Annotated in this window: 14 protein-coding genes; 7 read left to right on the top strand and 7 right to left on the bottom strand. The window is 70.1% G+C overall.

Annotated elements, in window-relative coordinates:
- Positions 1-210: 210 nt before the first annotated feature.
- Both clpB and ACSVDD_RS02930 read left to right on the top strand, forming a co-directional pair.
- Positions 211-2,859, top strand: a complete 2,649-nt coding sequence (gene clpB / locus ACSVDD_RS02935; RefSeq protein ID WP_448187791.1) for an ATP-dependent chaperone ClpB — start codon at positions 211-213, stop codon at positions 2,857-2,859.
- A 128-nt stretch (positions 2,860-2,987) separates the two neighbouring features.
- On the top strand, positions 2,988-5,312 hold the full coding sequence (locus ACSVDD_RS02930) for an aldehyde ferredoxin oxidoreductase C-terminal domain-containing protein (RefSeq protein ID WP_448187790.1): 2,325 nt from the start codon (positions 2,988-2,990) through the stop codon (positions 5,310-5,312).
- 16 nt (positions 5,313-5,328) lie between these two features.
- Here ACSVDD_RS02930 and ACSVDD_RS02925 read toward each other — a convergent pair whose 3' ends face one another.
- The 4 genes from ACSVDD_RS02925 to ACSVDD_RS02910 form a co-directional block, all read right to left on the bottom strand.
- Positions 5,329-5,514: a hypothetical protein gene (locus ACSVDD_RS02925; RefSeq protein WP_448187789.1), complete on the bottom strand. Its 186-nt coding sequence runs from the start codon at positions 5,512-5,514 to the stop codon at positions 5,329-5,331.
- 2 nt (positions 5,515-5,516) lie between these two features.
- Positions 5,517-5,702: a hypothetical protein gene (locus tag ACSVDD_RS02920; protein WP_448187788.1), complete on the bottom strand. Its 186-nt coding sequence runs from the start codon at positions 5,700-5,702 to the stop codon at positions 5,517-5,519.
- A gap of 65 nt (positions 5,703-5,767) precedes the next feature.
- Positions 5,768-7,045: an acetylornithine deacetylase/succinyl-diaminopimelate desuccinylase family protein gene (locus tag ACSVDD_RS02915; RefSeq protein ID WP_448187787.1), complete on the bottom strand. Its 1,278-nt coding sequence runs from the start codon at positions 7,043-7,045 to the stop codon at positions 5,768-5,770.
- 112 nt (positions 7,046-7,157) lie between these two features.
- Positions 7,158-8,270: a branched-chain amino acid ABC transporter substrate-binding protein gene (locus tag ACSVDD_RS02910; protein ID WP_448187786.1), complete on the bottom strand. Its 1,113-nt coding sequence runs from the start codon at positions 8,268-8,270 to the stop codon at positions 7,158-7,160.
- Between the two features lie 87 nt (positions 8,271-8,357).
- Here ACSVDD_RS02910 and ACSVDD_RS02905 point away from each other — a divergent pair, with 87 nt between their 5' ends.
- The 5 genes from ACSVDD_RS02905 (at position 8,358) to ACSVDD_RS02885 (ending at position 14,240) form a co-directional block, all read left to right on the top strand.
- Complete coding sequence (locus tag ACSVDD_RS02905; RefSeq protein ID WP_448187785.1) at positions 8,358-8,945, top strand: TetR/AcrR family transcriptional regulator; 588 nt, start codon at positions 8,358-8,360, stop codon at positions 8,943-8,945.
- A 309-nt stretch (positions 8,946-9,254) separates the two neighbouring features.
- Positions 9,255-10,511: a sarcosine oxidase subunit beta family protein gene (locus tag ACSVDD_RS02900; protein ID WP_448187784.1), complete on the top strand. Its 1,257-nt coding sequence runs from the start codon at positions 9,255-9,257 to the stop codon at positions 10,509-10,511.
- 12 nt (positions 10,512-10,523) lie between these two features.
- The gene (locus tag ACSVDD_RS02895) at positions 10,524-10,799 is read left to right on the top strand and encodes a sarcosine oxidase subunit delta (protein ID WP_448187783.1); all 276 of its coding nucleotides are present in this window, start codon (positions 10,524-10,526) and stop codon (positions 10,797-10,799) included.
- Positions 10,796-13,747, top strand: a complete 2,952-nt coding sequence (locus ACSVDD_RS02890) for a sarcosine oxidase subunit alpha family protein (RefSeq protein WP_448187782.1) — start codon at positions 10,796-10,798, stop codon at positions 13,745-13,747. Before ACSVDD_RS02895 ends, ACSVDD_RS02890 begins: the two co-directional genes overlap by 4 nt.
- Positions 13,740-14,240 carry a sarcosine oxidase subunit gamma gene (locus ACSVDD_RS02885; protein ID WP_448187781.1) on the top strand — a complete coding sequence of 167 codons (501 nt, stop codon included), beginning with the start codon at positions 13,740-13,742 and terminating at the stop codon, positions 14,238-14,240. The genes ACSVDD_RS02890 and ACSVDD_RS02885 overlap by 8 nt, the downstream gene beginning before the upstream one ends.
- Here the strand turns inward: ACSVDD_RS02885 and ACSVDD_RS02880 are convergent.
- The 3 genes from ACSVDD_RS02880 to ACSVDD_RS02870 are packed head-to-tail and all read right to left on the bottom strand — an operon-like array spanning position 14,237 to position 16,980.
- Positions 14,237-14,524, bottom strand: coding sequence for a DUF1488 family protein (locus ACSVDD_RS02880; protein ID WP_448187780.1), 288 nt, complete (start codon positions 14,522-14,524; stop codon positions 14,237-14,239). The two genes, ACSVDD_RS02885 and ACSVDD_RS02880, sit on opposite strands and share 4 nt — an antisense overlap.
- Positions 14,525-14,536: 12 nt before the next feature.
- Entirely contained in the window at positions 14,537-15,370 is an 834-nt protein-coding gene (gene nadC / locus ACSVDD_RS02875; protein ID WP_448187779.1) for a carboxylating nicotinate-nucleotide diphosphorylase, read from the bottom strand.
- The gene (locus ACSVDD_RS02870; RefSeq protein WP_448187778.1) at positions 15,355-16,980 is read right to left on the bottom strand and encodes an L-aspartate oxidase; all 1,626 of its coding nucleotides are present in this window, start codon (positions 16,978-16,980) and stop codon (positions 15,355-15,357) included. The genes nadC and ACSVDD_RS02870 overlap by 16 nt, the downstream gene beginning before the upstream one ends.
- Positions 16,981-16,986: the final 6 nt, after the last annotated feature.

Raw genomic sequence — 16,986 nt, 5'->3', positions numbered from 1 at the left:
TTGGCTTCCAGGGCCCACGCTCGGCCCTTGTCTTGAAAACGGCGTTTGCCCGCCGGTGGTTCCTCCCCGGCCGGTCGGCGGCCTTGAACGGGGCGGCCCGATTGACCACCTGAAAGTGCGAGGGTGACGGGCGGCAGCGCATGGTGCGGGCCGTTCTCCGGCACCCGCTCCGCGCCTCCCAAGAGGGCGGAACCCATAACGGAGTGCCTGATGGACTTCGGTCAATTCACCGAGCGTGCGCGCGGCGCGCTGCAAGCCGCGCAGATGACGGCCCTCGCCGGCCGGCACCAGAATTTGCTTCCCGAACATTTGGTCAAGGCGCTGCTGGACGATTCCGACGGCCTGACGCGCCGCATCGTGCGCGATGCCGGCGGCGACCCCGACCTGCTGATGCGCGCCGCCGAAGAGGCGCTGGAGCGCCTGCCGCAGACCGAGGGGCAGGGGCCGCACCCGATCTTCATGTCCCCGGCGCTGGCCGGCGTGCTGAACGCCGCCGTGCAGGCCGCCCGCAGCGCCGGTGATCGCTTCGTCACCGCCGAACGTCTGCTGGAGGGCCTGACCGGCCCGCTGCGCGACGCGTTCCTGCGTGCCGGCGTCAACCCGGAGGGGCTGGCCCAGGCGGTCGAGCACCTGCGCCAGGGCCGCAAGGCCGAGGACGAGTCCGCCGAGCAGGGCTGGGAAGCCCTGAAGAAGTACGCCCGCGACCTGACCGAAGAGGCGCGGCAGGGCAAGCTCGACCCGGTCATCGGCCGCGACGACGAGATCCGGCGGACCATCCAGGTCCTGGCCCGGCGCACCAAGAACAACCCCGTGCTGATCGGCGAACCCGGCGTCGGCAAGACCGCTGTCGTCGAAGGGCTGGCCCAGCGGCTTGCCTCCGGCGACGTGCCGGAGGGGCTGAAGGACCGCCGCGTGCTGGCGCTCGACCTCACCGCCCTGCTGGCCGGCGCCAAATTCCGCGGCGAGTTCGAGGAACGGCTGAAGTCCGTGCTGGCCGAGGTGCAGGCGGCGTCCGGCCGCATCATCCTGTTCATCGACGAGCTGCACAGCCTGATCGGCGCCGGGCGGACGGATGGCGCCATGGACGCCGCCAACATGCTGAAGCCCGCGCTGGCGCGCGGCGAACTGCGCTGCGTCGGCGCCACCACGCCGGACGAGTACCGCCGCTACATCGAGAAGGACGCCGCCCTGGCGCGGCGCTTCCAGCCGGTGAACGTGGACGAGCCCTCGGCCGAGGACGCGGTGTCGATCCTGCGCGGCATCAAGGGCAAGTACGAGGTGCACCACGGCGTGCGCATCGCCGACGCGGCGGTGGTCGCGGCGGTCAGCCTGTCGGCGCGCTACATCGGCGACCGCCGGTTGCCCGACAAGGCCATCGACCTCGTGGACGAGGCGGCCAGCCGCCTGCGCATGGCGATCGACAGCAAGCCGGAATCGCTGGACGCCGTCGGCCGCCGCGTGGCGCAGCTGAAGATCGAGCGCGAGGCGCTGAAGGCCGAACCCGACGCCGCATCCCGCGACCGTCTGGTGAAGCTCGACGCCGAACTGACCGATGCTGAAGCGCGGCAGGCCTCCATGGAGGAGGACTGGCGGGCGAGCCAGGCCCGCCGCACCGAGGGCCGGCGCCTGAAGGAAGAGCTGGACCAGGCCCGCACCAAGCTGGAGCGCACGCAACGCGACGGCGACTGGGCGAAGGCCGGCGAGTTGGCCTACGGCGTCATCCCCGACCTGGAGAAGCGTCTGGCCGAGGCCGAAGCGCGCGCCAGCACCGAGCGTGAAGAGGTGACGGCCCGCGACATCGCCGCGGTGGTGACGCGCTGGACCGGCATTCCGGTGGACCGGATGCTGGAGGGCGAACGCTCGCGCCTGAAGGGCATGGAGGACAAGCTGGCCGAGCGCGTCGTCGGTCAGGCGGAGGCGGTGCGCGCGGTTTCCAAGGCGGTGCGGCGTGCCCGCGCGGGCCTCAAGGACCCGAACCGGCCGACCGGCTCGTTCCTGTTCCTCGGGCCGACCGGCGTCGGCAAGACCGAGCTGGCCAAGGCGCTGGCGCAGTTCCTGTTCGACGACGAGACGGCGGTCACCCGGCTCGACATGTCCGAGTACATGGAGAAGCACACGGTGTCACGCATGGTCGGCTCGCCGCCCGGCTATGTCGGCTATGACGACGGCGGCACGCTGGCCGAGAAGATCCGGCGCCGGCCGTATCAGGTGGTCCTGCTCGACGAGGTCGAGAAGGCGCACCCGGACGTGCTGAACGTGCTGCTTCAGGCGCTCGACGACGGGCGGCTGACGGACGGGCAGGGGCGCACGGCGGACTTCCGCCACGCCATCCTGATCATGACCTCGAACCTCGGCGCCGAGGCGTTGAGCAACCTCGGCGAGGGCGAGGGGATGGAGGGTGTGCGCGTCGAGGTGATGGACGCGGTGCGCCGCGCCTTCCGGCCGGAGTTCCTGAACCGGCTGGACGACGTGCTGATCTTCCGCCGCCTTGGCCGCGAGCAGATGGCGTCCATCGTCGACATCCAACTCGCCCGTGTCGGCGAGCGGCTGGCCGAGCGCGGCCTGACGCTGGCGGCGGACGAGGAGTCGCGGCGCCGGCTGGGCGACCTCGGCTGGGACCCGGCGTTCGGGGCGCGTCCGCTGAAGCGGGCGGTGCAGACCTACGTCGAGGACCCCATCGCCGAACTGCTGCTCGACCGCGAGGAGGGCGAGCGGGTCACGCTGACCCTGTCGGTGGTGGACGGCCAGTTGGCGCTGGACGGGGTGCCGGTGGAGGATGACCGCAGCCACGGCTTCAAGGCGCCGGAGCGCCCGCCGCTAGGGTTCGCGGTGAGCGGCCGGAGTGCGTCGGTGCATTGACCTTCGACCAAGGCCCCTCTCCCCGGAGAGGGGCCTTTTTCATTTCCCTTTCTCCCTCTTGCGTAATTGTTCGGTGTCACTGATAATCAGCAATGCTAACAATAAGCCAGGACGAAGGGGAAACGGTCATGGACATCAGGACCCGCGTCGATCGCCTGCTGGAGCGCATGCACGCAGAGCCGCAGTTCCCGACGCAGGGCGCCGTCCTCTTCGTTGACCTGGAGCGCCAGGAAACCCGGCGCGCCTACCTGGACCGCAACGTGTTACGCCATTTCCTCGGCGGGCGCGGCGCCAACATGGTGTTGCTCTACAACCTGCTGGAACAGGGGCGCAAGCCGCTCGACCCGGAGGTGCCGCTGATCTTCGGCGTCGGCCCGCTGACCGGCAACGTCGGCGGTGGCACGCGCGGCAACGTCACCAGCCTGTCGCCGGACAGCAGCGCCATCCTCGATGCGAGCGCCGGCGACTATTTTCCGGTGTGGATGAAGCGGCACGGCTACGACCACATCGTTCTGTACGGCCGGGCGCCACAGTGGACGGTGATGCGCATCGAGCGCGACGACATCAGCTTCCACGACGGGACGCCGTATCTCGGCCTCGACAACATGGACACCACCGCGGCCATCGAGCGCGACTTCAAGGGCAAGGAGCGCAAAGACATCGCGCTTGCCCGCATCACCTCGGCCGGTGAGAACCTCGTGCTGAACGCCGGCATCATGGGCGGGCCGAAGGCGATCTGGGCGCGCGGCGGGGCGGGCGCCAAGATGGGCTCGCTGCGGCTCAAGGCCATTCTGGTGCAGGGCCGCCTGCCGGATGCCCAACACGTCCGCGACCCGAAGGCGGTCAACCGCAGCTTCGTCGATCAGGTGTTGGGCACCAGTGTCATCAAGAACGCGCTGCGCAAGACCGGCACGCCGTTCCTCTACCGGCCGAGCCGGGTGCTGGGCGCCCTGGGCACGAAAAACAACCAGGAAACCACCTGGGTGGACAGCTTGGACGCCGACAACTTCGATGTCTACCGGCCGGGCATGGACGGTTGCCACAAGTGCCCGGTGCGCTGCCGGGCCGCCAACGACCTGACCCCGCAGGGCAAGAGCGGCTGGGGCAGCCACGCGCTGACCGGGCTGACCGGCAACGCCAGTTACGACAAATCCCAGGCAACGCTGGAGCACCAGCGCGAGAAGACCTGGAAGGGCGTGAACGGCGACGGCGTCTTCGACCGCTACGACCACGGTGACGGGCCGGAGTACGTGACGGTCGGCAAGTTCGGCCCGAACATCGGCATCACTGAGCCGGAACACGTGCTGCGCCTCAACAACATCCTGAACGACCTGGGTCTGGATTCCGCCGGCACCGGCGGCGCCATCGCCTGGGCGATGGAGCTGTACGAGCGCGGCATCATCACGCAAGCGGACACCGGCGGCCTCGACCTGTCCTGGGGCAACTACCCGGTCATCGAAAAGCTGCTGTTCATGACCGCCAGGCGCGAGGGCTTCGGCGACACCATCGCCGATTCCGCCCGCGCGGTGGAGCGCGGCAAGTACCCGGCCAAGGCGCTGGATTACCGCATGGCGGTGAAGGGCCTGTTCCAGTCCGACCCGCACGACGCCCGCATTCTCAAGGCCTTCGCGCTGGGACTGGCGGTGGCGACGCGCGGCATGGACCATCTGCGCAACCGCGTGACGCTGGAGATCAACGCCCGCGTCAACGACGACCCGGCGTTCAAGACCGCGCTGTACGGCGGCGTGGTGGCGCCGGAGCCCAACAGCTACGACGGCAAGGAATATGCGGTGCGGCGCTGCGAGAACACCTACGCGGTGGGGGATTCGCTGGGCATCTGCCGGTTCCAGACCAAGCTTTTCAATTCCCCCACGCTGCCCGGCTACGATCTGTTCGCCGAACTGCTGGACACCGTCATCGGTCAGCCCTTCACCGAGCCGGAGCTGGACGAGGCCGGGCGCAACATCACCGGCCTGGAGCGCCTGATCAACCACCGCATCGGCCTGCGCGCCAAGGACGACACGCTGCCCAAGCGCTGGTTCGAGGAGGGCACGACGGCCGGCCCCTTCAAGGGCGAGCGCATCGACCGTGGCCGGTTCGAGGACCTGAAGCGCCGCTTCTATGCGCTGACCGGTTTGAACGCCGAAGGGGTTCCGGCGGTGGAGTGGCACGCCCGGTTGGCCGAGGTGGTGACCGGCTTTGCCATCCGCGTCTCACTGCCACGCCCGCTGCCCGGTGCCCCGGAGCGCGCGGTGGTGATCGACGAGCCAGTGGGCACGGTAGCCGAGCTGCGCGCGGCACTGCGCCGCCGCCTGCCCGAGGCCGCCGCGGAGTTGGAGGACGAGACTCTGAACGTGGTGGTCAACGGCAGCATGCTGCTGTCCGGCGAGCGCGGCAAGACGGTGCGGCCCGGTGATGACGTGACCATTGTGCAGATGCTGGCGGGGGGGTGAGGCCCCCCGCCCTATTTCACGCCTTTCGGTCCGGATCGTGCGAATGCCGGACGTCGCGTTCGCCGCCGCCGGTGCCTTTGCGGCTTCGGTCGGGGTTGGTGGGCTCGCCGGGCTTCGGGCCGGCGCGGTCCTCGGTGGTCTGCTTCTCGTTCACGCGATTGTCGGTCTGCGAGGCAGGCCGGCCGTGATCCGACTTGGTCATGGTCAGCGGTCCTGCTGGTAGCCCTGGTGGGTGGTGTTGATCTTGCTGTTGCCCTGCCGGTCCTGCTGATCGACGTTGTCGGGCACCGCCCGGTTCGGGCCGCCGGTGTCCACGGATGCCTCGGGCGAGCTGCCGGGGCCCTTGTCGCTGCGGCCGGCGGGCGGCACCTGCGGGATGTGCTTGGTCATGGATCCACCTCGTGTCAGCACGGGTTCGGACCCAAGCCAACAGGAGGAAGCCGAGGGGGTTCCGCTCAGCGGCCCAGCAGGTCGAGCGCCGCCATCGCCATCACCTGGGCCGAGTGCACCATGTCGTCGATGCCCACGTACTCGTCGGGCTGGTGGGCCAGATCGAGGATGCCCGGCCCGTAGGCGATGCAGTCCTTCAGGTGCCCCACACGGACGATGTGCTTCTGGTCGTAGGTGCCGGGCGAGACCACGTGCTCGGCCTTCTTGCCCAGCACGGTCTCGATGGCCGCCTCCACGGCGCGGACGACGGGGGAATCGGCGTCGGTCATGGTCGGCAGGAAGGCCAGCACCTCGCGCAGGTCGTAGTCGAAGCCCGGCCGGGTGCGGCGCAACTCTTCGAGGATGGCGACGATCTCGCTCTTCACCTCCTCGGGGTTCTCCTCGATGAGGTAGCGGCGGTCGATCACCATGCGGCAGGAATCCGGCACCATCGGGCTCGGCAAGCCCTCGCGGTCCTCAATCTGGCCGCCGTGGATCGCGTTGATGTTGAGCGTGGACTGGCGCGCCCCCTCCGGCACCACCGGCATGGTGGTGCTCTTGGAGGCGAGGCGGGGGATCAGCTCATGCTCGATGCGGTGCAGCACCTCGCCCATGTGGCGGATCGCGCAGTTGCCGAGGAACGGCATGGAGCCGTGCGCGACGCGGCCTTTGGTCTCGATCTCCGCCCACCAGACGCCGCGGTGGCCGATGCAGATGCGGTCGACGTTCAGTGGCTCGGGGATGATCACGTGATCGACGCGCGGCTTGGAGAAATAGCCCTGGCGCGCCAGATAGCCGACTCCGCCATAGCCGCCCGATTCCTCGTCCACCGTGCCGGAGATTTCCAGCGCGCCGTGGAAGGGGTGGCCCGAATCCAGGATCGCCTCGACCGCGATGATCGAGGCGGCGATGCCGCCCTTCATGTCGCAGGCGCCGCGACCGTAGACCTTGCCGTCGATCACCTCGCCGCCGAACGGGTCCACCGTCCAGCCGCGCCCGGCCGGCACCACGTCGATGTGGCCGTTGAAGTGCACGCAGGGGCCGGGGCCGCGCCCTTCGATGCGGGCGATGACGTTGGTGCGCGGGTAGCGGTCGCTGTCGCCGGTCACCCCCTCGGCCCTGACATACTCCACCTGAAAGCCGCGCGCGGCGAGGCGGCGGCCGATGAACTCGGCGCAGTCCGTGTAGACGTCGCCGGGCGGGTTGACGGTGGGGATGCGGATCAGGTCGCGAGTCAACTCGACCAGTTCGTCGGTGCGGCCGGCGATCAGGCGGGACAGCGTGTCCTGTGGGTCGAGCGGCATTCTTCCTCCCCGGCAACTCCTTGCGAAGCAGTTTGGTTCAGCAAGGCTTTCGGGGCAAGCCGTTCGAAGGGGAAGGAAACCCCCTTCCCCGCAGGGAAGGGGGTAAGCGGCCTCACATCTCGCTGTAGTTCCCGTCGTGCCAGACGTAGATGGAGTAGGCGGGGTTCTTCACGTCGCCCTTGGCATCGAAGCCCAGCGGACCCAGCACCGTGTCGGTCGGGGCAGCCTCCTTCAGCGCCTTGGCGACGGCCTCCGGCTTGGTGCTCTTGGCGCGCTCGATGCCCTGGGCGATCACCTGCACCGCCGCCGTGCTGAACAGCGTGAAGCCTTCCGGCTCGAAGCCCTGCGCCTTGAACTTCGCCACCATTTCCTTGGCCGCCGGGATGTTGCGCGGCTCCTTGGGGAAGCTCATCAGCGTGCCTTCGCCGGACGGGCCGGCGATCTTCCAGAACTCCGGGCTGGCCAGCGCGTCGCCGGTCATCAGCGTGGCGTTCAGGCCCTGGTCGCGCGCCTGACGGATCAGCAACCCGGCCTCGCCGTGATAGCCGCCGAGGTAGATGATGTCGACGTTCGCCTGCTTCAGCTTGGTGACGAGCGCGGAGAAATCCTTCTCGCCCGCGGTGATCGCTTCGTAGGTGACCTCCTGCAGGCCGCCGGCGTTCATCGCCTTCTTCACCTCGTCGGCGAGGCCCTTGCCATAGGCCGACTTGTCGTGGAGGATCGCGACGCGCTTGCCCTTCCGGGCCTCCGCCAGCCACTTGCCGACGTAGGTGCCCTGGGCGTCGTCGCGCCCGTAGGTGCGCAGGATGGTGTTCCAGCCCTTCTTGGCGGCTTCGTCCGTGAAGGTCGGGTTCGACGAGGCCGGGCTGATCATGAACACGTCGTTCTCGCCGTACACCGACGCGGCCGGGATCGACGAGCCGGAGCAGGCGTGGCCCACCACGAACTGGACGTTCTTGCTGACCATCTGGTTGGCGACGGCGACTGCCTGCTTGGGATCGCACTGGTCGTCGCCGACCTCGATCTTGAGCGTGTTGCCCTGCACGCCGCCCTTGGCGTTGATCTCGTCGATGGCGGCCTGGACGCCGCGCTTCATCTGCTCGCCGATGGCGGCCAACTGGCCGGTCATCGGCCCGACGACGGCGATCGTCAGGTCGGCCGCTTGCAACGGACCAGCGGCAACGCTCGCCAGCAGCGCCACGCCCAACAGAAGACTCCGCCTCATACTTTCCTCCCGGTTTCTGGTATGACCATACAGGACACCATGGAACGCCCGGCTCGTGGGCGTCAAGCGGCCGAGGAGATGCAGCGCATGGCGGGAAAGGATCGGGGCGCCGTCGCCGAGCGCCTCAGCCGCGCCGACTGGATCGCCGCCGCGCGCCGCGCGCTGGTCGAGGGCGGCGTGGCCGAGGTGAAAATCGACCGCCTTGCATCCCGCATTCCGGTGACACGCGGCAGTTTCTATTGGCATTTCAAGAGCCGGGCGGAGTTGCTGGACGCGCTGCTGGAGGAGTGGCGCCACGCCAACGTCGACCCCTTCCTGCGCGTGCTGGACGGCGAAGCGCCGCCGCTCCTGCGGCTGAAGCGGTTCTTCGCGGTGTGGCTGGACGGTGGGGCGTTCGACCCGGCGCTCGATTCGGCGATGCGCGACTGGGCACGCGGCGACGAGCGGGTGGCCGCCCTGGTGCGCGAGGCCGACTCCACGCGCACCGACGTGCTGCGGCGGATCTTCGAAGGGCTGGGCTACGCCGCCGGAGAAGCGGAGGTGCGGGCGCGCGTCGCCTACTACCATCAGGTCGGCTACTACGCGCTGGGCATCGTCGAGAGCCGGCGCGTGAGGGAAACGCTGTTTCCCACCTACTTCAAGGTGCTGTCGGGGTTCGATCCGCCGGAGGGATAGTGCCGGCAAGTCCCGGAACGGTTGGCGTTGCGGGCAACATTCACACGGATTTTGGGGATTTGAACACGGATTACACGGAATTTTTTTTGATGCTTGCGGCGCGCCGGGGCATCCCGAAGGCCGCTGCTGCGCACGATTAAAAAAGATTCGTGTAATCCGTGCATAAATACGTGCAATCCGTGTGAATGTTGCCTCGGGTACGGACACTGGCGCTATGGCCTGGCCCCACCATACAGTCCTGTATTGAAAGCTCCGCCCCGGCTGCGGTACCGTCCGCCGGCAAACCCTCTGGGTGCGGGAGCTGCCGTCGTGACAAAGGATCGCTATTCGCTGCTCGGCCTGCTGCGCCACGGGCTGACCGGGCACACCGGCTGGAAGCCGGCGTGGCGCAACCCAGAGCCGAAGCCGGAGTACGACGTGGTGATCGTCGGCGGCGGCGGGCACGGGCTGGCCACCGCCTACTATCTTGCCAAGGAGCACGGTGTCGGCCGCATCGCGGTGCTGGAGCGGGGCTGGCTGGGCGGCGGCAACACCGGGCGCAACACGCAGATCGTCCGCTCGAACTACCTGTACCCGGAGAGCGCGGCGTTCTACGAGCTGTCGCTGAAGCTCTATGAGGGGCTTTCCAGGGATCTGAACTTCAACGTCATGTTCAGCCCGCAGGGCATCGTCACCCTGGCGCACAGCCGGCATGATCTGGACGCGGTGGCGCGTTGGGCCAACGCCATGATCGTCAACGGGATCGACGCGGAAATCCTGAACCGTGAACAGGTGCGAGACCTCATCCCGGCGATGAACTGGGGGCCGGAGGCGCGCTATCCGGTGCTGGGCGGCTTCATCCAGCGCCGCGCCGGCATGGCTCGCCATGACGCGGTCGCCTGGGGTTACGCCCGCGCTGCGGACTCGCGTGGCGTGGACATCATCCAGAACTGCGAGGTCACCGGGTTCGTCCGTAATGGCGGCCGGGTGCTGGGGGTCGAAACCTCGCGCGGGGTCATCAAGGCGGGCCGGGTGGGGCTGGCGGTCGCCGGGCATTCCGGCGTGCTGGCGGCCATGGCGGGGTTTCGGTTGCCCATCGTCAGCTACGCGCTCCAGGCCATGGTGTCGGAGCCGGTCAAGCCGATCCTGAACACCGTCGTCCTGTCACCCTCGACCGGCGTCTACGTCAGCCAGTCGCCGAAGGGGGAGATGGTGGTCGGTGGCGCGCTCGACCTGTTCCCCAGCTATGCGCAGCGCGGCAGCTTCCGCACGACGGAGGATGTGATCGCCGGCTTCTGCGAGATGTTTCCCGGTCTGCGCCGCCTGCGCATGATGCGGCAATGGGCGGGCATCACCGACGTGGTGCACGATTCCAGCCCGATCATCGGGCGCTCGCCGGTAGAGGGGCTGTACCTCAACTGCGGTTGGGGCACCGGCGGGTTCAAGGCGATTCCGGCGGGCGGCTTCACCTTCGCGCACCTGCTGGCGACGGGAACGCCGCACCCGCTGACGGCCGCCTTCGGCCTGGACCGCTTCCACACCGGCCGCATGATCGACGAAGCCGCGGCGGCCGGCATCGCGCATTAGAGGAACGCAGCCATGATGCAGATCCCCTGTCCCTGGTGCGGCTCGCGCGACGAGGCGGAGTTCCTCTGCGGCGGCCAGACCCACATCGCCCGGCCCGGCCTGGAGTCGTCGGATGCGGAGTGGGGCCGCTACCTGTTCGAGCGCGACAACCCCAAAGGCCTGCACTTCGAACGCTGGCTGCACCGCATGGGCTGTCAGCAGTGGTTCAACGTCGCCCGCGACACGGTCACCCACGAGATCAAGGCCGTCTATCGCATGACCGACGCCAAGCCAGAGGTGTCGGAATGAGCCCCTTCCGCCGGCTGGCCGCGGGTGGCCGCATCGACCGAAACGACGAGCGTCACATCACCTTCAACGGCCGCGCCTTCACCGGCTATGCCGGCGACACCCTGGCCTCGGCGCTGCTGGCCGGCGGGGCGACCATCGTCGGGCGCAGCTTCAAGCTGCACCGTCCGCGCGGCATCTTCGCGGCCGGCGTCGAGGAGCCCAACGCCATCGTCACCATCGGCCGCGGCGCCCACGCCGAGCCGAACCTGAAGGCGACGCTGGTCGAACTGTACGACGGCCTGGAGGCCAGGAGCGTCAACGTCTGGCCCTCGGCCGAGTTCGACCTGACGGGCGTGGCCGGGGCGCTGTTCGGCCGCTTCATGCCGGGCGGCTTCTATTACAAGACCTTCCAGTGGCCGCGCTGGAAAACCTGGGAGCCCTTCGTCCGTCACGCCGCCGGCCTGGGCGAGGCGCCCACCGAGCCCGATCCCGCGACCTATGAGACGCTGAACGCGCATTGCGACGTGCTGGTGGTGGGCGGCGGCCCGGCCGGGCTCAGCGCAGCACTGGCCGCCGGGCGGGCCGGGGCGCGGGTCATCCTCGCCGAGATGGACCGGGAGTTCGGCGGCTCGCTGCTGTGGGAGGACGCGGAGATCGACGGGCAGGACGCTGCCGGGTGGGTCGCGCAGGCGCTCGGCGAGCTGGCGTCGATGCCGGATGTGACCTTGCTGCCGCGCACCACCGTGTTCGGCGCCTACGACCACGGCTTCTTCGCCGCGGCCGAGCGGCTTCAGGAGCACGTCGCCCCGCGTGTCCGCATCGGTCCGCGTCAACGGCTGTGGAAGATCCGCGCGAAACAGGCGGTCTACGCCCAGGGCGCCATCGAGCGGCCGGTGGCCTTCGCCGGCAACGACCGGCCGGGCGTCATGCTGGCCTCCGCGGTGCGAACCTACGCCAACCGCTTTGCCGTGGTGCCGGCCGGGCGGGTGGTGGTGTTCACCGGCACCGACAGCGGATACGCCACGGCGCTGGATCTGGTGAAGCACGGCGTCACGGTCGCTGCCATCGTCGATTCCCGCCCGGATGCCTCCGGGGCGCTGGTGGAACAGGCGCGCCGGCAGCGGTTGCGCATCCACGCCGGGGCGCTGGTCGCGGCAACCCATGGCACGGGCTGGATCGGCTCGGTGGACATCGTCCCGGCGTCGGGTCACGGCCATGCGGAGCGCGTGCCCTGCGACCTGCTGGCCGTCTCCGGCGGCTGGAACCCGACTGTGCATCTGTGGGCGCAGTCGGGCGGAAAACTGGAGTGGAGCGATGAGGCCGTCGCCTTGCTGCCCGGCAGCGGCCCCGGCTTCCTGCACATGGCCGGCGCCGCGGCCGGCAGGCCCGCCACCGCCGACGCGCTGGCGTCGGGCTTCGCGGCGGGATCGCGCGCGGCGCGGGCGGCCGGGCAGACCGGCGCGGTGGGCGAGGCGCCGCGAGCGCCGTTCACCGAGACCGGCCGTCCGGCGGCGCTGTGGTCGGTGCCCGGCAAGGGCAAGGCGTGGGTGGATTTCCAGAACGACGTGACCACCGCCGACATCGCGCTGGCCGCGCGCGAGAACTACCGCTCGGTCGAGCATCTGAAGCGCTACACCACGCTCGGCATGGCGGTGGACCAGGGCAAGACCTCCAACGTCGTCGCGCTGGCGCTGATGGGGCAGGAGACCGGACGCGCGCCGGCCGAGGTCGGCACCACCCGCTATCGCCCGCCCTTCGACCCGGTGAGTTTCGGCACCATCGCGGGGCTGAATCGCGGCGCTCTCTACCGTCCGCGCCTGCACCTGCCGGCCGAGGCGGTGCATGTCGCGTGCAAGGCGCACTTCGCCGATTTCGGCCCGTGGTGGCGGCCGGAGTTCTACCCCTTGGAGGGCGAAGCCGCCGAGGACGCCATCCGTCGCGAGGTGCTGGCGACGCGCGAGCGCGTCTCAGTGCTGGACGCCTCGCCGCTTGGCAAGATCGAGGTGAGCGGGCGCGACGCCGGGCTGTTCCTCGACCGCATGTACGTGCAGACCGTCTCGACCATCCCCGTGGGCAAGACCCGCTATGTGGTGATGGTCAGCGAGCACGGCGTGGTGATCGATGACGGCGTGATCACGCGCTTGGACGAGGACCGTTTCCTCGTCGGCACCACCAGCGGCAACGCCGCCCGCGTGCCGCAGATCTTCGATGAATGGCTGCAATGCGAGTGGCCCGACCTCGATGTCTGGGTGGTTCCGGTCACCGAGCAGTGGGCGGTGATGACGCTGGCCGGCCCGCGCGCCCGCGACGTGCTGCGCGACCTTGGCACGGACATCGATCTGTCGCCGGAGGGCTTCCCGCATCTGGCGTTCCGCGAGGGCACGGTGGCCGGGTTGAAGGCGCGGGTGGCGCGCGTCAGCTTCACCGGCGAGGTGAGCTATGAGGTGTCCGTGCACGCCCGCCACGCCGGGGCCTTCCTGACGGCGATCCTCGATGTGGGCAAGCCCTACGGCATCACACCCATCGGTGTGGAATCGCTGCTGGTGCTGCGGCTGGAGAAGGGGTTCATCCACGTCGGCGTGGATACGGACGGCACGACGCTGCCGGACGACATCGGCATGGCGCGCGGCGTGGCGAAGAAAGCCAGCGACTTCGCCGGCCGCCGCTCGCTGACGCGGCCGGCGGGCACCGACCCGGAGAGGCTGCAGCTCGTCGGTCTGCTCAGCGCCGACACCCACACGCTTCTGCCCGTGGGCGCCCAGGTGCTGGGCGAGCGGGGCAGCGACGGGCATGTCACCTCCAGCGTGCTCAGCCCGACGCTTGGCCACCCGGTGGCGCTGGGCATGGTGCGCGCCGGCCGGTCGCGGATGGGCGAGAACGTCGATGTGATGGCCGGCGGTTGCCGCATCCGCGCCAAGCTGGTGCCGCCCGCCTTCTACGACCCCCGAGGGGAGCGCTTCCATGGCTGACACCGTGCACCTCATGCCCGCCGCCGGGCGTATCGCTCTGCGCGGCCGGCCGGACGACCGTGGGTTCCTCGATTCCGTTTCGGCGGTGCTGGGCGTGTCGCCGCCCGAGCCGAACGTCGCCGTGTTGGGGCCGGTGAGCGTGTTCTGGCTGCAACCGACCTCATGGCTGGTGGAGTGCGAGCCTGACGACGCCGAGGCTCTGACCGTTCGCCTGCGCGACGCCATCGGCCCGCGCGGCACGGCGGTGGACGTCAGCGACGCGCGGATCACCTACGCCTTGCGCGGGCCGGGCGCGGTGCGGTTGCTGAACAAGGGGTGCTCGCTGGACCTGCACGTCCGCGCTTTCCCGGTGGGCCGCTCGGCGCTGTGCGCGTTTGCGCAACTGCACGCGCTGCTGGTCAAGACGAGCGACGCGCCGCTGTTCCAGCTGACCATCCAGCGGGCGGCGCAGGCGCATTTCGAGGCGTGGCTGAAGGCGGCCGGGACGGCTTAACGCGGGATCGCCCGCCGCACGTCCCGTGCCGTCAGGTGGATGTTCGCGTCCGGGTCCAGCGCGCGGTCCATGATGCGCGTCTCTACGGCCTTCTCGAAGACCGGGCGGTTGGCGTGGAAGAAGGCGTCGGCCTCCTCGCCCGTGGGGCGGCGCTCCATGAGAGAGGTGAAGACCGCGCGGGGGACGAAGACGATTCCCTCGTACTCGCCGACCCTCACGGTGAAGGTCAGCGTCGCGGTCGTCTCGTCCCACTGCGCTTCGTCGGGGAAGCTGAAGATCGGCATGCGCCGACCCTGTCACATGTCCAAGCCCACGTCCAGGTTGGGCGCGGAGTGGGTGATCCATCCCACCGAGATCATGTCCACCCCGGCTTCGGCGATGGGGCGCACGGAGTGCAGCATCACGTTGCCCGACGCCTCGGTGATCATCCGTCCCGCCACCATGCTCACCGCGCGCTTGAGCGTCGCCGGGTTCATGTTGTCGAGCAGCACGGCGTCGGCCTTCAGGCCCAGCAGTTCCTCCAGCTGGTCCAGCGTATCCACCTCCACCTCGATCTTCACCATGTGGCCGACGGCGGCGCGGGCGCGCTCGACGGCCGGGCGGATGCCGCCGGCGATGGCGATGTGGTTGTCCTTGATGAGGATCGCGTCGTCCAGGCCGAAGCGGTGGTTCGCCCCGCCGCCCAGCCGCACCGCGTGCTTCTCCAGCGAGCGCAGCCCCGGAGTGGTCTTGCGGGTGCAGACGATGCGGGCGCGGGTGCCCTCCACCGCCTGGACCAGGGAGCGCGTCGCCGTGGCGATGCCCGACAGCCGGCCCAGCAGGTTGAGCGCCGTGCGCTCGCCGGTCAGCAGGGCGCGGGCCTTGCCGTGCACGGTGGCGATGGTGCCGCCCGCGGCCACGTCGCCGCCGTCCGGCACCGTGATGGCGATCTCGACGGCCGGGTCGAGGATGCGGAACGCCGACAGTCCGGCCTCCAGCCCGGCGATCCGGCCGTCCTTGCGGGCGGCGACGATGGCGGTGGCGGTGGCGTCGGCCGGAACGATGGAGTCCGTCGTCAGGTCGCCGGCACGGCCGAGATCCTCCAGCAGGGCGCCGCGGACGATGGGCTCATAGATCATAGGATTCGGCATGCGGTGTCTCCGGCGGGCGCGGGGCGGTCCAGGTCTTCGATGGTGAAGGCATAGCGCGTCCCGCGCGCGTCTTCTTGAGGAAAATCGAGGCGGAAGTGCGCGCCGCGGCTTTCCTCGCGCCGCGTTGCCGCGTGCAGCACCAGCCGCCCGACCAGCAGCAGGTTGCGCGCCTCGCCCCAACGGCGCACGGCGTCGGCGCCGGCACGGGCGGAGGAGGGCAAGGAGTTGAGATCGGCATCCAGCCGTTCCAGCCGCCGCGCCGCGGTGGCGAGGCTGTCGCCGTGACGCACAAGGCCGGCGCACGTGTAGAGGCCGCGGCGCACCGACGCGGCGATCATGGCGATCAAGGGTGCGGCGGTTTCGCTGGGCACGGCGGGCGGTTCGGGCAAGGCGAAGGGCAGGGGCGGGGCGGTCGGGCGCCCGGTCACGTCACGGGCCACGCGGGCGCCGAACACCAGGGTTTCCAGCAGCGAATTGCTGGCAAGGCGGTTGGCGCCGTGCACGCCGGTGCAGGCGACCTCGCCGCAGGCCCACAGGCCCTCGACGCTGGTGCGGCCGTGCGCGTCGGTGCGCACGCCGCCCATGTGGTAATGCGCGGCCGGCGCCACCGGAACCGGCTGGCTCCACGGGTCGAACCCGGCTTGCGTGCAGAAACCCAGCACGGTCGGGAAGCCGTCCGGCTTGGCGGCCAGGGCAGGGCGGAGGTCGAGGAACACCGGCTCCCCCGCGGCGACGCGGCGGCCGATGGCGCGGGCGACCACGTCGCGCGGCGCCAGTTCGGCCAGGGGGTGCTCTTCGGGCATGAAGCGGTGGCCGTGGCGGTCCAGCAGCAGGGCGCCGGCACCGCGCAACGCTTCGGTCAGTAGCGGCGCCGGGCCGCCATCGGACTCGGGGCCGGTGTCCGTGGCCAGCGCGGTGGGGTGGAACTGCACGAACTCCACGTCGGACAGCCATGCCCCGGCGCGGGCCGCCAGCGCCAAGCCGTCGCCGGTGGCCTCCACCGGGTTGGTGGTGCGCGCGAAGGCTTGTCCGATGCCGCCGGTCGCCAGCACCACCCGCGGGCAACGGTGCAGCACCCAGCCTTGCGCGTGGTGGGCCAGGACACCGCACACCCGGCCGTGCCGCACCACGAGGTCGGTGACGAACGCCTCCGTCTCCACGGTGACCGAGGGGGTGGCGCGCACCCGCTCGGCCAGTGCGGTGACCAGCGTGCGGCCGGTGGCGTCGCCACCGGCATGAACGATGCGGGCGGCGCTGTGCGCGGCCTCGCGGCCGAACAGTGGGCGGCCCTCGGCGTCGCGGTCGAAGGGCAGGCCGGCGGCCAGCAGTTCGGCGACGCGCTCGGCGCCCTCCTCCGCCAGCAACGCCGCCATGGCGGCGTCCACCAGCCCGGCGCCGGCCGCGACGGTGTCGGCGGTGTGGCTGTCCGGCGTGTCGCCGGGCGCCAGAGCCGCGGCGATGCCGCCCTGGGCGTGCAGGCTCGACCCGCCAGGCAGGTCGGCGGTCTTGGTCAGCAGCGTGACGGGGGTTGGGGCCAGCTTCAGCGCCACGGTCATTCCCGCCAAACCGGACCCGATGACCAGCACGTGCGAATCGCGGACGGTTAGCATGGGCGT

The organism is Azospirillum terrae, assembly GCF_053470425.1.
This window is presented reverse-complemented; position numbering and strand designations above follow the sequence as displayed.

Coding starts and splice junctions, on each gene's coding strand:
- ACSVDD_RS02910 (WP_448187786.1), bottom strand. CDS start 8,270: ATGAGGCGGAGTCTTCTGTTGGGCGTGGCGCTGCTGGCGAGCGTTGCC.
- ACSVDD_RS02880 (WP_448187780.1), bottom strand. CDS start 14,524: ATGCCGATCTTCAGCTTCCCCGACGAAGCGCAGTGGGACGAGACGACC.
- ACSVDD_RS02895 (WP_448187783.1), top strand. CDS start 10,524: ATGATGCAGATCCCCTGTCCCTGGTGCGGCTCGCGCGACGAGGCGGAG.
- ACSVDD_RS02925 (WP_448187789.1), bottom strand. CDS start 5,514: ATGACCAAGTCGGATCACGGCCGGCCTGCCTCGCAGACCGACAATCGC.
- ACSVDD_RS02905 (WP_448187785.1), top strand. CDS start 8,358: ATGGCGGGAAAGGATCGGGGCGCCGTCGCCGAGCGCCTCAGCCGCGCC.
- nadC (WP_448187779.1), bottom strand. CDS start 15,370: ATGCCGAATCCTATGATCTATGAGCCCATCGTCCGCGGCGCCCTGCTG.
- ACSVDD_RS02870 (WP_448187778.1), bottom strand. CDS start 16,980: ATGCTAACCGTCCGCGATTCGCACGTGCTGGTCATCGGGTCCGGTTTG.
- ACSVDD_RS02890 (WP_448187782.1), top strand. CDS start 10,796: ATGAGCCCCTTCCGCCGGCTGGCCGCGGGTGGCCGCATCGACCGAAAC.
- clpB (WP_448187791.1), top strand. CDS start 211: ATGGACTTCGGTCAATTCACCGAGCGTGCGCGCGGCGCGCTGCAAGCC.
- ACSVDD_RS02920 (WP_448187788.1), bottom strand. CDS start 5,702: ATGACCAAGCACATCCCGCAGGTGCCGCCCGCCGGCCGCAGCGACAAG.
- ACSVDD_RS02915 (WP_448187787.1), bottom strand. CDS start 7,045: ATGCCGCTCGACCCACAGGACACGCTGTCCCGCCTGATCGCCGGCCGC.
- ACSVDD_RS02930 (WP_448187790.1), top strand. CDS start 2,988: ATGGACATCAGGACCCGCGTCGATCGCCTGCTGGAGCGCATGCACGCA.
- ACSVDD_RS02885 (WP_448187781.1), top strand. CDS start 13,740: ATGGCTGACACCGTGCACCTCATGCCCGCCGCCGGGCGTATCGCTCTG.